16 protein-coding genes are annotated in these 14,430 nt (G+C 69.8%); 12 read left to right on the top strand and 4 right to left on the bottom strand.

Annotated features, from left to right (window positions below):
• Positions 1-107: 107 nt before the first annotated feature.
• The 8 genes from JD292_RS08590 to JD292_RS08625 all read left to right on the top strand — a co-directional run bounded on the left by JD292_RS08590 (position 108) and on the right by JD292_RS08625 (position 6,988).
• Positions 108-1,493, top strand: coding sequence for a glycine--tRNA ligase (locus tag JD292_RS08590; protein WP_200132334.1), 1,386 nt, complete (start codon positions 108-110; stop codon positions 1,491-1,493).
• Positions 1,494-1,605: 112 nt separating this feature from the next.
• On the top strand, positions 1,606-2,970 hold the full coding sequence (locus JD292_RS12470; RefSeq protein ID WP_200132335.1) for a CPBP family glutamic-type intramembrane protease: 1,365 nt from the start codon (positions 1,606-1,608) through the stop codon (positions 2,968-2,970).
• Entirely contained in the window at positions 2,963-4,336 is a 1,374-nt protein-coding gene (locus JD292_RS08600; RefSeq protein WP_200132336.1) for a hypothetical protein, read from the top strand. The genes JD292_RS12470 and JD292_RS08600 overlap by 8 nt, the downstream gene beginning before the upstream one ends.
• Before the next feature lie 127 nt (positions 4,337-4,463).
• Positions 4,464-4,892 carry a YtxH domain-containing protein gene (locus tag JD292_RS08605; RefSeq protein ID WP_200132337.1) on the top strand — a complete coding sequence of 143 codons (429 nt, stop codon included), beginning with the start codon at positions 4,464-4,466 and terminating at the stop codon, positions 4,890-4,892.
• Entirely contained in the window at positions 4,892-5,350 is a 459-nt protein-coding gene (locus JD292_RS08610) for a phage holin family protein (RefSeq protein ID WP_200132338.1), read from the top strand. Before JD292_RS08605 ends, JD292_RS08610 begins: the two co-directional genes overlap by 1 nt.
• Entirely contained in the window at positions 5,347-5,607 is a 261-nt protein-coding gene (locus tag JD292_RS08615) for a hypothetical protein (RefSeq protein WP_200132339.1), read from the top strand. Before JD292_RS08610 ends, JD292_RS08615 begins: the two co-directional genes overlap by 4 nt.
• 263 nt (positions 5,608-5,870) lie before the next feature.
• Positions 5,871-6,584, top strand: coding sequence for a uroporphyrinogen-III synthase (locus JD292_RS08620; protein WP_233613883.1), 714 nt, complete (start codon positions 5,871-5,873; stop codon positions 6,582-6,584).
• Positions 6,585-6,586: 2 nt separating this feature from the next.
• Positions 6,587-6,988: a hypothetical protein gene (locus JD292_RS08625; protein WP_200132341.1), complete on the top strand. Its 402-nt coding sequence runs from the start codon at positions 6,587-6,589 to the stop codon at positions 6,986-6,988.
• Between the two features lie 75 nt (positions 6,989-7,063).
• Here the strand turns inward: JD292_RS08625 and JD292_RS08630 are convergent, their stop codons facing one another.
• A complete protein-coding gene (locus JD292_RS08630) occupies positions 7,064-7,639 on the bottom strand; it encodes a nitroreductase family protein (RefSeq protein WP_200132342.1) in 576 nt (191 codons plus the stop codon).
• Between the two features lie 167 nt (positions 7,640-7,806).
• Between JD292_RS08630 and JD292_RS08635 the strand changes: the two genes are divergently transcribed.
• Positions 7,807-8,454 (top strand): TetR/AcrR family transcriptional regulator, encoded by a 648-nt coding sequence (locus tag JD292_RS08635; RefSeq protein WP_200132343.1) that lies wholly within the window; start codon positions 7,807-7,809, stop codon positions 8,452-8,454.
• Entirely contained in the window at positions 8,447-9,370 is a 924-nt protein-coding gene (locus JD292_RS08640; RefSeq protein WP_369411206.1) for an SDR family NAD(P)-dependent oxidoreductase, read from the top strand. The genes JD292_RS08635 and JD292_RS08640 overlap by 8 nt, the downstream gene beginning before the upstream one ends.
• Positions 9,371-9,427: 57 nt before the next feature.
• On the opposite strand, the gene JD292_RS08645 is transcribed toward JD292_RS08640, so the two are convergent.
• Positions 9,428-9,907, bottom strand: a complete 480-nt coding sequence (locus JD292_RS08645; protein WP_200132344.1) for an anthrone oxygenase family protein — start codon at positions 9,905-9,907, stop codon at positions 9,428-9,430.
• A gap of 129 nt (positions 9,908-10,036) precedes the next feature.
• Here JD292_RS08645 and JD292_RS08650 point away from each other — a divergent pair, with 129 nt between their 5' ends.
• Complete coding sequence (locus JD292_RS08650) at positions 10,037-11,053, top strand: AraC family transcriptional regulator (RefSeq protein ID WP_200132345.1); 1,017 nt, start codon at positions 10,037-10,039, stop codon at positions 11,051-11,053.
• On the opposite strand, the gene JD292_RS08655 is transcribed toward JD292_RS08650, so the two are convergent.
• Entirely contained in the window at positions 11,006-11,929 is a 924-nt protein-coding gene (locus tag JD292_RS08655; protein ID WP_200132346.1) for an AEC family transporter, read from the bottom strand. The genes JD292_RS08650 and JD292_RS08655 overlap by 48 nt on opposite strands.
• On the bottom strand, positions 11,929-12,609 hold the full coding sequence (locus tag JD292_RS08660) for a TetR/AcrR family transcriptional regulator (RefSeq protein ID WP_200132347.1): 681 nt from the start codon (positions 12,607-12,609) through the stop codon (positions 11,929-11,931). The genes JD292_RS08655 and JD292_RS08660 overlap by 1 nt, the downstream gene beginning before the upstream one ends.
• Before the next feature lie 131 nt (positions 12,610-12,740).
• Here JD292_RS08660 and JD292_RS08665 point away from each other — a divergent pair, with 131 nt between their 5' ends.
• The gene (locus tag JD292_RS08665) at positions 12,741-14,390 is read left to right on the top strand and encodes an amidohydrolase (protein ID WP_200132348.1); all 1,650 of its coding nucleotides are present in this window, start codon (positions 12,741-12,743) and stop codon (positions 14,388-14,390) included.
• Positions 14,391-14,430 lie beyond the last annotated feature (40 nt).

Below are 14,430 nucleotides of genomic sequence, written 5' to 3' on the forward strand. Positions count from 1 at the left end.
GGCGGCGTGGGCGGGAGCGGACGCGGGTAGGATGGACGGATGCGGCCGGCCTCCCGGCTGCGGCGTGTCCCAAGATCCCCGCTTGCACCTTGGAGTGAAATTTAGAAATGGCTGAGCAGTCCCGCCTCGATAAGGTCATCGCCCTCGCCCGCCACCGCGGCTTCGTCTTCCAAGCGGGTGAGATCTACGGCGGATCCCGCTCCGCATGGGACTACGGCCCCCTCGGCACGGCGCTCAAGGAGAACATCAAGCGCCAGTGGTGGAAGGCCATGGTGCAGAAGCGCGACGACGTCGTCGGAATCGACTCGAGCGTGATCCTCCCCAAGCAGGTGTGGGAGGCCTCGGGTCACGTCGAGGTCTTCAGTGATCCGCTCGTCGAGTGCCTCCAGTGCCACAAGCGCTACCGCGAGGATCACCTCATCGAGGAGTTCGAGGAGAAGAAGGGCCGCGAGCCCAAGGGCGGCCTCGACGAGATCGTCTGCACCAACTGCGGCACCCGCGGTCAGTGGACCGAGCCGCGCGCCTTCTCCGGCCTCCTCAAGACCTTCCTCGGTCCCGTCGACGACGAGGCCGGGATGCACTACCTGCGCCCCGAAACCGCACAGGGCATTTTCGTGAACTTCGCGAATGTGCTCCAGTCGGCCCGCATGAAGCCGCCGTTCGGCATCGGCCAGATCGGCAAGAGCTTCCGCAACGAGATCACTCCGGGCAACTTCATCTTCCGCACCCGCGAGTTCGAGCAGATGGAGATGGAGTTCTTCGTCGAGCCCGGCACCGACGAGGAGTGGCAGGAGTACTGGATGAACGAGCGCATGGCGTGGTACGTCGGCCTCGGCATCGATCCCGAGAACCTGCGCTTCTTCGAGCACCCGCAGGAGAAGCTGTCGCACTACTCGAAGCGCACCGCCGATATCGAGTATCGCTTCGGGTTCACGGGCGGCGAGTGGGGTGAGCTCGAGGGCATCGCGAACCGCACCGACTTCGACCTCTCCACCCACTCGAAGCACTCCGGCAAGGACCTCAGTTTCTTCGACCAGAACAAGAACGAGCGCTACACGCCGTACGTCATCGAACCCGCGGCCGGCCTCACCCGCTCGCTCATGGCGTTCCTTGTCGACGCCTACCGCGAGGAGGAGGTGCCGAACGCGAAGGGCGGCACCGACAAGCGCACCCTCCTCGCGCTCGATCCGCGCCTCGCGCCCGTGAAGGCAGCGGTGCTGCCGCTCAGCCGCAACGAGGCGCTCTCGCCGCTCGCCCGGGAGATCGCCGCAGACCTGCGCGATGACTGGAACGTCGATTTCGACGACTCGGGCGCGATCGGGCGTCGCTACCGCCGCCAGGACGAGATCGGCACCCCGTTCTGCGTCACGGTCGATTTCGACTCGCTCGATGACGACGCCGTGACCGTGCGCGAGCGCGACACGATGCAGCAGGAGCGCGTTCCCAGGGCCGAGCTTCACGCCTACCTCGCCGAGCGCCTTCGCGGCGCGTAACCCGGCGCGAATCAACGGCTCCGCTCCTGCGCACGCAGGCGCGGAGCCGTTTTTTGTGACGCGAGAGAACGAAAAGTGCTGGAGGAGGGAATTCCCTGGGGAATTTGGGAGGATGGACGGCGTGAGTGACGCGCAGACCCAGCCCCCGACCGGCGACGGTTCGACCCCTTCCCAGGCCCCGGCCACGCCCGCTGCCCTCCCGAACGGCCCCGCGGCCCCTCCGGCGTGGAGCTGGGCGCGCCCTGCGCAGCGCTTCATCACCGTCGAAACCGAGCCGCTCGAGTACCACCGGCTGCTCCGCGGCACACGCAACTATCGGTGGTGGCGCCCGCTCCTGCTCCTGCTGCTCGCCGGCGTCTACTTCGGCGTCGGATCGCTCCTGATCGGTTTCCTGCTCGCGCCGCTCATGCTCGCGGTCGATCCCTCGTACGCGACGGACATGATGAGCGGCAACGCCGAACTGCTCGACACGCAGCGCCCCATCTCGCTCGTGTTCTCGCTGCTCTCGATCATCGTGATGCTGCCGGCCGTGCTGCTCGCGATGCTGACGCTCGGCATGCGGCCCGTCGGGCGCGTCTGGTCGGTGGCCGGCCGGATCCGCTGGGGCCTGCTGTGGCGGTCGACGTTCGCCGCGGTCATCGGCGTGCTCGTGATGAACGGGGTCGGGATCGCGGTGCAGATGATCCTCGAGCCCGGGCTGCTCACCGAGCCCCCGAGCGCCGAGGCTCCCTCGTTCGACATGTCGACCGCGATCGTCTCGCTTGCGATCATTCTCGTGCTCGTGCCGATCCAGGCGACGGCCGAAGAGGTCGTGTTCCGGGGGCTTTTCATGCAGGTCCTCGGGTCCTGGCTCAAGAGCCCGTGGTTCGCGATCGTGATCCCGTCGGTCGGGTTCGCGTTCGGTCACATCTACGACGTGTGGGGACTGCTCGCCGTCGGCCTGATGGGTCTCGTCGCCGCCTGGGTCTCCTGGAAGACCGGAGGTCTCGAGGCCGCGATCGCGATCCACGTGATCAACAACCTGTTCGCGTTCGGAATGATGTCGTTCGGGGTGGGCGGCTCGACCGCGCAGACCGAAAACTCCGGCGGGCCGGGCAGCGTTGTCGGCGAAATCGCGGGACTCGCGGTGTTCGCCTGGCTCGCCGTCCGCATCTGGCGAAAGGGCGGTCACGGCCGCGAGCGCATCGATCTGATCGAGGTTCCGGTGACGCCGAGCGCAGGAATCCCCGATCCTGCGGGAATCCCGGGAACGGTGGCCGCAGCGGGCGCGCCCGCGCACCAGGTGCCTGCGGCGGCTTCGCCCGCGGACCCGACCCCGGCTTCGGCCCCGACCCCGGCTTCGGCCCCGGCCCCGGCTTCGCCTGCTGACGCGGCCGCGGCTTCGCCAGAACCCCAGGCGCCGCCCTCGGGGCCCGCCGATCAGATTCTGCCGGTCCAGACGCCCGGCCAGGCCCCCCAGGAGGATTCCCGTGGTTGATGTCCAGGTGATCGGCACCGGAGCCGCTGAACTCGCCGCGGCTCTCGAACTGGCAGAGGTGGGATTACGAATTCGCGTCTCACCGGCGCCGGGCGACGACGAGGCCTGGGCTGCTCTGCCGTCCTCCGGCGTCGCCGACCCTGACTCGGCGCTGCGTGGCTTCCTCGCCCACGTCGCTGCGCCCCTCGCGGAGGGCGGCCCGGGCGTTCCGGCGGCCGATCCGGTGGAATCCCCGATCAAACCGGTGTTGCTCCGCTCCTCACGCGGGGAGTGGGTGCCGCAGCCGACGCCCGAGGTGCTCGGAATCCCCGCGGTGCCGATGTCTGCTGACACTCTGGCGGTCCTCGGGGGCGGGGCGTCGACGCGCGCGTATCTCGACCGGGTCAAGCCCTTGCTCACGATCGGGAAGACCCGGTCGGTGGGGGCGCTCGTGCAGTCCCGGATGGGCAAGGGTGCGCTGGAGCGGCTCGTCGAGCCGATTGTTCGTGAGCGCTACGGGGTTTCCGCCGCGGACGTCGACATGGCGATCGCGGCTCCGGGCCTCAACGAGGACCTCACGGTGATCGGCACCCTCTCGGGAGCGGTGCTCGCGTACGCAGAGCGCGACGTTGCACGTGAAACCCACGTCCGTCCTGCAGGCGGCTGGGCCGCCCTCCGGGAGGCGTTGCTGGCCCGGCTCGCGCTCTACGAGGTCGAGTTCACGGAGCAACCCGTTGTCGACGCGCGTCACGCCGTCGAAGGCTGGACGATCGTGTCGGAGCGGGGCGTCGAGGGGACGGTCGGCGCGCTCGTGGTCGGCGTCGACCCCTTCGGGGGAGAACTCCCCGGACTCGCGGGGGATCTCGGCGAGCTCTCTCCTCGGAGCGCTCGGCTGCGGGTGCGGGCCGCGATCGAGGACCCTGGCCTTCCGGAGATGGACCCGGCGCGCGATGCGCTCGATGCGCTCGAGGTCGCCGACACGGGCGGCACCGGGGCGCCCTGGTCGGTCCGGCTGGGAAGCGACGGGGCGGGAGGTTGGTTCGCCGAGGCCACCAGCGCTGCGACGCCATACGCGGCACCGACCGCCGGGGCCGTGCAGGGAAGGCACGCGACCGCGCGGGAGCTCGAGTGGGCCACGGCCGCGATCGGGCACGCGGAGGCGCGGCTCAGCGGCGCCGGCCTCGACTCGCACCGAGCGGTCGCCCCCTACGTCACGACGGAGGAGCGAGACGCCGAAGCCTCACGGCTCGCGGTCTGGCGAGCGGCTCGCGATGAGACGCTCCCCGTCGGCCCCGCGCTGCACGGCGGAGACCTTGCGGCCGCGATCGCTGACGCACGGAGCGCAGCGATCGCGCTCCGTCGCCGACTGACGGGGATCGCTGATTGATCGGAGACGCTCAAGATAGACATAGCATCCCGGATCGACATGTATAGCTCGCGAGGTATGCATTCACCGTTCCGCTCGGAGTAGGCTTGGCGGAACACAGCACGAAACGCCATCGGCGGGAGGCAGTATGAAGGGCAAGATCGCATTCGTTCTCGGTGCGGCAGTGGGGTACGTTCTCGGAACCCGGGCTGGCCGTGAGCGGTACGAGCAGATCAAGCGCGGAGCCCAGACGATCTGGAACACCGCACCGGTTCAGCAGGGTGTGACCGTGGTCAAGGATGCAGCACAGGGGCGTGTGGACCAGCTGAAGGACTCCGTGGTGAAGGCCGGCAAGGGCGCGTTCACCGCGCTGTTCCGCGATGACTCGGCCGGCAGCGGCGGCGCGAACGCTGCGCACCGCCAGGCAGCCGCAGCTTCGGCCAAGGCCGCCGCCTCCGAGGCGAAGACGGAAGCGGCAACGCCCGCGGTCGCGGCCAAGGCGAAGACGACCGCGGGGAAGAAGTCCGCCGCGAAGAAGCCGGCCGCAGCGGACGCAGACGCCTCGGGTGACGCGTGATGGGTCGCAAAAAGGCGGAAGCGGGAACGTTCGAGCTGCTCTCGCGACTCCCGCAGCAGATCGTCACGCTCGCGAAGGTCGAGTACGAGAACGCGAAACGCGAGTTCGTCTCGAAGGCGAAGAACGCCGGAATCGGGGCAGGCGCGGTGGTCATCGCGCTGTTCTTCCTGTTCTTCATGCTGCAGGCACTCGTGGTTGCGGCGATCGCCGCGCTCTCGCTCGTCTGGCCCTGGTGGCTCGCGGCTCTCGTGGTCGCGGCGGCACTCCTGATCCTCGCCGCCGCGGCGATCGGCGCCGGCCTGTTCTTCATCAAGCGCGGCAACCCGGTACCCGAGGAGACCATCGAGCGCGTCAGCGGTGATGTGGTCGCTCTCGGCGAGGTCAAGGTCAACGCTGAGGATTCCACGACGCACTCGCAGTCGATGCCGCGCGCCGGCGGAGAGGGGAATTGGCGATGAGCGCCATCGAAAAGGCCCAGGGCATCGTCGACGCCGAGCGCGCACGCGCGGAGCTGTACGACACCCTCGGCAAGCTCAAAGTCCAGCTCAACTACGCGAAGCGCGTCGATGACGCGCTCGAGGACACGCGCATGAAGATCGTCGCGACGAAGCGCAGGAACCCCGCAGCATTCTTCGCCGGAGTGGCGGGCGTCGCGGTCGTGACCGGGCTGGTCGTGTGGGGCGTGGCGGCCGCCGTCGCGAAACGCTTCGACTGAGCGCCCTCGGTCAAGCCTGATGAGGTCACAATTCCATTCCGTTATCGGTCCGAATCATCCTCGTTTTGCGTCCTGGCGTGGTCGGAGCGAGAATGGTGGCAATGATTTCGGTGCCGTGGCGCGTAGATCACGTATGTTCGACGCAGGAACCGGTAGCCGATCGAAAGAACAAGTGAGTGGGGTCTATGTCGAGTGAGGCGAAACCACTCAGCGGGCTGCGGGTGCTGATTCCCCGCGGCGGTACCTGGGGTGATCTGGTCTCAATGGCGCTGCGTGAGCAAGGCGCCCACACCGTTATCTCTCCGCTCGTTGACTTCGCGCACACGAGCGAGGAGGAGAAGCTCGTCGCTGCCCTGAAGGATCTCGAGGCCGGGCGCTTCGACTGGTTGACGGCAACGAGCTCCACGGTCGCCGATGTGCTCAAGCACCACAACGCGGTGATCCCTCCGGACACGCAGGTCGCGCTCGTCGGAGAAGCGACCGAGGTCGCCTTCCGCGACGCCGGCTACCCGATCACCCGTACGCCCAGCGACGAGAATTCGACGCAGGCGCTCCTCGAGGAGTGGGACGAGATCGACACGGGTGAGGTGCTCAAGGTGCTCACCCTCCGCTCGGACGTCGCGATTCCGGTGCTCACCGAGGGTCTGATTTCGCGCGGCCACGATGTCACTCCGGTGCTCGCGTTCCGGACGGTCGGCGTGCCGGCGTCCGTGCACACGATCGAGGACATCGAGTCCGGCCGGATCAACGTGCTGCTCGTCGCTTCGGCGAAGATCGCCCAGGAGGTCGCGGCGCAGTTCCCGAACCTCCCCGAGGACACGATCGTCGCCTGCGTCGGCGTCAACACCCTTGAGGCGGCCGCGGCCGTGGGCCTGCCCGACGACGCTTCTGACCCCTCGCACCCCGATTACGCGAAGAAGCGCGCGGTCATCGAGACCGTCGAGTCGGTCATCGACCAGAGCGACATGCTGGACTAGCGATGGCACGGGTCGAGGTCCACGGCGATCGGGTCGTCATCAAGATGACCTCGTCTGAGAAGCTTGCGGCGCTCCGCCGCAAGGACATCGTGCTGGATCGCAGCGCGATCACGTCCGCGGTCGTGACGAATGACCCGTGGATCTGGGTGCGCGGCGTCCGCTCGCCCGGCGCATTCGTGCCGGGCGCCCTCGCCGTGGGCACGTGGCGGAGTGCCTCGGGCCGGGACTTCATGCTCGTGCGGCGCGGCCGCGACACGGTCGTCATCGACCTCGAGCAGCCCGAGGAGGCGCTCGAGCGCGGCTGGGTCGGCGAGTTCGACACCTTCACGCGCGTGATCGTCTCGACGGTGCACGCCGCGGAGCTGATCCGTGCGCTGCGGCTCGATCCTCCGCCGGCCGAATAGCCGCTTCGATCGCGTAGAAAGCGCCGGCGATCCTGATCCGGATCGCCGGCGCTTTCGCGTCGCGGTGCTTCGCCGTCAGTCGTTGACGATGATGATGTCGTCGAGATCCTTGCGTACGCGCGGGGCGAGCTCGCGCTCCCGGAGCACCTCGGGGAGCTGCTCCGGGGTGCCGACCATGCCGATCGCGGTGATCGAGACGGGACGGAAACGCTCGTCGAGGTCGAACTCGCGGGCGATCGCGTCGCGGTCGAAGCCGCCCATCTGGTGCACGTGGAAGCCCTCGGCGGTGGCCTGCACGCTGAGGTGGGAGACGGCCTGGCCGAGGTCGTATTCGGCCCAGGGGCGGGGCTTGCCCTCGTCGTCGATCATCTCGGCGACGTTGACGATGAGTGCAGCGGCGTCTCCGGCCCACTCCCGGTTGAAGCCCATCAGCGTGTCCATGACGCGCGCGAAGCTGTCGCTGCCGCGGCGGGTGACGATGAAGCGCCACGGCTGCGTGTTCGCGGCGCTCGGTGCCCAGCGCGCGGCCTCGAGCAGCCCGCGGAGTGCGCCCTCCGGGAACGCGTGCTCGGTGTCGAAGGCCCTGGGGCTCCAGCGCGCGGAGAGGGCATCGATGACGGGGACGCTGGTCTGGGCGGTTCGGGGGCTCAAGCGTGTGCTCCTTGTTCGGGGGTGAGGGCCGCCGGGCAGCGGTCCGGGGAGGTGCAACGGGGAGTCCCGGTGAAGTATTCCCGTCGGTGGAAAAGTGCGGCTTGCGAAGCGGGTCGGATCGCACTACCTTATGAAACGAAACGATTTCGTATTCATTGAGGAGCGCGATGGACGAGCCAGAGGCTGCCCGAGGCCGACCGTTGGATCCCGAGCTCGCCCCCGCCATCATCCGGGCGGTCCTCGCACTGCTCGCTGAGCGCGGATACTCGGGGCTCTCCACGGCAGCCGTGGCGAAGCGGGCCGGCGTCTCCACTGCGACGCTGTACCGGCGCTGGCCCTCAAAGCGGAATCTCCTGCTCGCGGCCGCCCGCCAGATTGCGGACGCAGAGGCCGCGGATGTCGACACGGGGACCCTCGCGGGGGATCTGCGAGCGCTCTTCGCGCACAAGCGCCGGGTGCTCGCGGGGACCGTGGGCCCCACGCTGCTCGTGCTCCTCGGCGAGTCAGCGCACGATGCGGAGCTCGCCGCGATCCTCGCGAGAGGTGTTTTTACCCCGGTCGAAGAGCACTTCGCGGCGATTCAGCTGCGGGCAGAGACGCGGGGCGAGAGCCTCACCGTCACGCCGGCGCTTGCCGCGCGCATCGTGCTCGGCTCTGCGCTCGCGGGGGTCGCGCTCCCGGCCGTTGGGCGGCGGCCCGCGCACGCGCTCAGCGGCGACGGTCTTCTGCCCGACGCCGAGGCCGACGCACTCGTCCGGCTCCTCGGCGGAACCTCGGACAATCACCCCCTCCCCGGGGAGAGCCATCGTGCCTGAGGGAACGGTCGTCATGACCGGCGCGAGCCGCGGGATCGGCCGGATCGCCGCGGAGCGTCTGCTCCGCGAGCATGAAGACCTGAATCTCGTTGTGATCGGGCGGCAGGCCCCCGCGGAACAGCGCGCGGCATTCGGCCAGGCGTCGTGGCGAGTCACCGCTCTCCGGGCCGAGCTCGCCTCGCTGGGGCAGACGGCGGACGCGGCAGGTGACGTGGCGGACCTGATCGGGGCGGGCCGCCTCCCACCCGTGCGCGCGCTCGCCTGGAACGCGGGGCTGCAGCGAAGCGACGCCATCGGGGTGTCTCCGGACGGCTTCGAGGAGACCTTCGCGGTCAACCTCCTCGCCCCGCACCTCCTGACCCGTTCGCTCGAGGGCCTGCTCGAGGCCGGGTCCCGCGTGGTGGTCACGGTCAGCGACACGCACTTCGGAGACCTCCGGCACAATCTCGGCATGGTTCCCGGCCCGGTCTGGGCCCCGATCGAGCGGCTCCTCCGGCCCGGAGGATATCCGCGCTCCGAGCGCGTCCGCGCGGGGCGCACGGCCTACTCGACGAGCAAGCTCGCGGCGATCTATCTGGTCCACGAGTGGGCGAGGCGGCTCACCGGCGCCCCGATCGTGTCGTTCAACCCCGGATTCGTGCCGGGCACGGGGCTCGCCCGGGCCGCGGATCCGCTCTCGAGGTTTGCGATGCGATGGCTTCTGCCGGCGCTCACGCTCACCCCGCTGGGAACGAGCCCCCAGCGGGCCGGTGAGTATCTCGCGCGGGCGATCGTCTCGGACGATCCACCACCGAGCGGGTCCTACATCGATCGGAACCGGATCGCGCCCTCCTCCGCTGAATCGATGGATCCGTCGCGTGAACGGGCCGTCTGGGAGGCCTGTGAGGCCGCGATCGCGCCGTATCTCGAGCGCTGACGGCGGCGCCTTCTCCGCCGGCGCACTCCGCAGGGCGGCAATGAGCGCCGAGGGTGCTCAGCGCCCGACGGCCAGCGCGGCCGCGAGGCAGACCGTCGCCGCGGTGCCGGTGAGCGTGCGGAGCAGGTTCCAGCCGTTCCAGGCGGACTCGAACGCCGCGCGGGCCGCGTGGTCGAGGGCGGCGCTGCCGGAGGGCGCCGCGGCGAGCCCCTCGTTGAGCGGAACGTTCGCCGCGACGGTGACGATGAACGTGACCGCCGCGAGGACTCCACCCGCAACGAGCGCCCACGGGAACGACCGCTCCGTGGATCCGCCCCAGATCGCGGCCGCTACGGCGGTGAGCGGGGCCAGGAAGAACACGGACAGGAACCAGCCGTTCAGGATCGCCGCGTTGATCGCGCGGAACGCGACCACGAAGCTGCGATCCTCAAGGCGCCCGAGCGCGGGGGACACAGCGCAAGTGAACGCGAAATAGAGTCCCGCGAGGACCCCGTTGAGTGCGACGGACAGAACGGCGAGCTTGTCGAGCCAGGGCATCGGACCTCGGTTTCTTTCGGATCGAAACCCCAGAATAGGTCGGTGAATTCGGACAAACAATGCGCAAATTACCTGATCTATTGATCATTCCGCCAAGCATCCAGATCTTTCGTGTGCGAAGCTGTGCGCATGGACGGATCAACGACGGACGGCGAGGCGCGCCTCGCCCGCTTCCTCCGCACCCTGCGGCTGCGGAGCACTTTCACCTGCGACGCCGCCCTCACGGCTCCCTGGGCGCTCGAGATGCCCGGGACCGTTGACTCCCTGAGTTTCCACGTCATCACCGCGGGGACGGCGTGGATCCGGATCGGGGGAGCCGCGCCCGTGGAACTCCGCGCGGGCGACCTGGCCCTCGTGCCGCACGGGCGGGGCCACGAACTGCTCGCGGATCCCGCTGCGGCGGGTGCGCACGCTGCCCATCCGCGCGTGGACGAGCTGCCGCAGGAGTACCTGACCGAGCACTATTCCGTGCTCGAGTACGGCGGCGGGGGCCGCGCATCGCGGTTGATCTGCGGAATCGTCAGGTTCGACGATCCGACGGCGCGCGAGTTCGCGAGAAGCCTGCCCGAGATCGTCGTGATCTCGGGGGAGGAGGAGTCCGCTGCGTCCGCGATCCGGGACACCCTCCGGCTCATGGCCAGCGAGCAGACGGCCCCCGCGCTCGGCTCCGAAGCCGTCGCGACGAGACTCGCAGAGATCCTGGTCGTTCAGGCGATCAGGGCCTGGGTCGCGGGAGCGGGCGCCGACGCCGGCGGCTGGGTACGGGCGATTCGCGACGCCAGGATCGGTCCGGTGCTCGCCGCGATCCACGAGCGACCGGGCGACGCGTGGACGCTCGAATCGTTCTCGCGGCTCGCGTCGATGTCGCGCTCCGCGTTCTCGGCCCGGTTTCTGGACCTCACGGGCGCGTCACCGATCGCCTACCTCGCGGGCTGGCGCATGAGCGTCGCGCGCGCTCGCCTCGCCGACGGCAGCGGCACAGCGGCAAGCCTCGCCAGGCAGCTCGGATACGCCTCGGAACCGGCCTTCCATCGGGCGTTCGTGCGGATCGTCGGTGAGACGCCCGGGCGCTATGCCGAGCGCGCACGGCGATCCTCGTCAGCCGCCGCCGAGCAGCTGCGCGACGGCGGCGATCACGGGGAGTGAAGCGAAGGTCGTGAGGAACACCGTGTCGCGCACGAGGGTCTCGGCGCGCCGGTACGTTGCGGCGTAGTTGTAGACGTTCTGCGCGGTCGGGAGCGCGGCGATCGTCGTCGCGACGAAGGTCTCGTGCGCGCCGAGTCCCATCGCGAGGGAGAGCAGCCAGGCGACGAGCGGCATCGCGAGCACCTTCAGGCTGGTCGCGAAGAGGACCGCCCCGCGATCGCTGCCCGGCGCGAGCGCGCGCTGGCCGTGGAGCGAGATCCCGAAGCTCAGCAGCACCATCGGAATCGCTGCGCTGCCGATCATGGTGACGGGCGCCATCAGGAACTCCGGCACGGGGATCCGGAGCAGCGCGAAGAGCAGGCCCGCGACGGAGGCGAGGATGATCGGGTTCGAGGCCGCGCGACCGAGCGCGACGATCGCCCCGCGCTGGTTTCCCCTCGTGGACTCCAGGATCGCGAGCACGATCGGGGCGAAGATCACGAGCTGCACGAGGAGCAGCGGCGCCACGTAGAGGGCGTCGCCGAGGATGTAGATCGCGACGGGGAGGCCGAGGTTATTCGAGTTGACGTACCCGGAGGCGGTTGCGCCGAGCGTTGTCGAGGCGAGGTCCCGGGGGAAGCGGAGCCGTGAGACGACCACGTACACTCCGGCGACGATCACGGCCGCGAGGCTCGTGACGAGGATCACCGGCGACAGCATGACGGCCGGATCGCTGTCCTTGAGCACGCCGAAGAGCAGCGCGGGCGTCGCCACGTAGAAGGCGACGCGATTGAGCACGAGGCGCTGATCGCCCTTCACGACGCCGGCGCGCGCCGCAACATAGCCGATCCCGATGATGCCGAGGATCAGGACGAAGCCCTGCAGGACGCCGAGCATCAGCGGGTTTCGCCGGCCGCGCGGAGCCCGGCGACGAGCGCCGTGAGACCGAATTCGAAGGTCTCCGTCGCGACGCTTCGCCCGCGGGCCACGGCCGCCTCGCGCGCTGACCGCTCGGCGCTGGCGAGCGTTGGGGCGTTCGCCTCGGCCTCTGCGCCGGAGGGGCGCAGGTTGTCGTCGGGGGTCAGCGCGTCCAGCGCGGATCCGATCACGAACGATTCGACGGCAACGAGCGCCGGCACGATCAGGTGCTCCGGGTATCCGTCGCGGGCGAACGCCGCCGCGACGCGCTCGTAGTCGACCATGGACTCCGGCTCGCTCTCGATCGGCAGCGTCGCGAGTGCGGCGATCAGCCCGGGGTGCGTGCCGAAGGTGTCACGGTAGGCGATCGCCCACGGGATGATCGCCTCGTGCCAGGGCAGGCGGTCGAAGCCGTGATCACCGACCCGCAGGGCGAGCTCACCGCGCATGCCCGCGATGAGGTCCGCGCGGCCGTGGAAGTAGTGGTGCAGGGCGGAGGGCTGCACGCCGAGTCGCCGGGCGAGGGCGGCCAGGGTGAAGTCCGCGCCGCGCTCCTCGGCCAGGGCGAACGCCCCAGCGAGGATCGATTCGCGCGAGAGCACCGCACGCTTCGGGCGCCCGGCAGCGCGCTTCCCAGGAGTGGGCCCCGGCTCAGCCATCGGGTCACCGCTTTCTCCGCTGTCTTGCGGGTTCAATTGAATGAGCGTAAATTATCCTCTGATCTTCGAGTCAGGGCTCGGAGCACCGTGCGCCGGGGGCGGCGCGCGGGAACCAACACAGAGGAGTGGTCGTGTCAAGGACGATAGCCGACATCATCATCGAGGGTGCAGCCGTGCGCACGATCGAGCCGGGAGACGGCGAGCTCGCGCCCCGATCCATCGCGATCGCGGACGGCCGGATCCTCGCGGTCGGGGAGCCCGATGGCGCCGACGCGATCCGCGAGGCGTTCGCAGGACCCTCGACCCGGATCGACGATGCGCGCACCCGCACGATCACCCCGGGCCTGATCGACGCCCATCTCCACCCGATCCAGGGCGTCGAGCTCTGCCAGGGAATCGATCTCGGCGGGATCGAGAACCGCCGCCAGCTCGACGAGGCGCTCCGCGCGGAAGCCGCGCGCGTGCGCGGCGGCGAGGCCGGAGGCTGGGTGCGCGGCTGGAATCTCGACTACGCCGTCTTTGAGGGCGTGCCGCTCAGCTCCGAGCTCATCGACGACGCGCTCGGCGGCCTCCCCGGAATCCTGTTCTTCTTCGATTTCCACACCGCGCTCGCGAGCACCGAGGGGCTCGCGCGCGGTGGCGTCACCGGCGCGCGCGACTTCGGCGACAGCTCCGAGATCGTCGTGCGCGGCGACGGCACGCCAACTGGCGAGCTGCGCGAAGAGAGCTCCTACCGCTCGATCGTCGAGGCGGCCCCGAAGCCGACCTTCGAGGAGACCCTCGAGGCCTCCCGCGCTACCTTCGCCGGCATGCGCCGCTCGGGCCTCACGGGCGGCACGATCATGGACGGCAACTCCGAGACGCTCGACCTGCTCGAGGCGCTCGCCGGATCCGGCGACGGCCTGCCGGTGCGCATCGCGAGCGCGATGGACGTACGCCCCACTTTCTCCGCCGACGAGCGCGCCGCGATCGCCGCGCAGCGCGACCGCGCGGGCAAGCGTTGGCGCGGCGGCATCATCAAGCTCTACGCCGACGGCGTCATCGAGACCGGAGCCGGCTGGCTCTACGAGCCCGACGCCGAGGGCGAAGGAATCACCGGATTCTGGGATGATCAGGCCCGCTTCGTCGAGGCCGTGCGCGAATTCACCGACGCGGGCTTCCAGGTCGCGACGCACGCGATCGGCGATCGCGCCGTCGGCGAGACGATTACGGCCTACGAGGCTGCGGGGCTGCGCCCCCAGGGCGGTCCGGTGCACCGGATCGAGCACCTTGAGACCCTCACGCCCGAGGACATCGCGCGCCTCGCAGCAACCGGGATCGCCGCCTCGATGCAGCTCCCGCACATGCAGTGGCGGATCGCGGACGGCAGCGACGAGTGGTCGCGTCGACTCGGCCCCGAGCGCGCGGCCCGCGCCTGGAACGCCGGCTCCGTGCTCCGCGCCGGCGCTCCGCTCGCGCTCGGCTCGGACTGGCCGATCGCGGACCTCGACGCGCGCTTCGGCCTCGCCTGGTCGGTGCTGCGCCGCCACCCTGGGGACCGCGACGGATTCGTGTATGAGCCCCACGAGCGGCTCACGAACGCGGAAGCCCTCCACGGGTACACGCGAGGCGCCGCCCTCGCGCAGGGCGACGAAGACCTGGGCGTGATCCGTCCGGGCGCCATCGCCGACCTCGCCGTCTGGGCTGAGGACCCGGTGCGGGTGAACGGCGACGATCTCGCCGAGCTGCCCGTCATCTCGACCTACGTCGACGGAATCCGCGAGGATCACCTGGCCGAATAACGGCGGCGCGCACGCCGCACCACGCATCACGCATCACGCA

The sequence above is a fragment of the Leucobacter edaphi genome (assembly GCF_016522535.1).
Classification (GTDB): Bacteria; Actinomycetota; Actinomycetes; order Actinomycetales; family Microbacteriaceae; genus Leucobacter; species Leucobacter edaphi.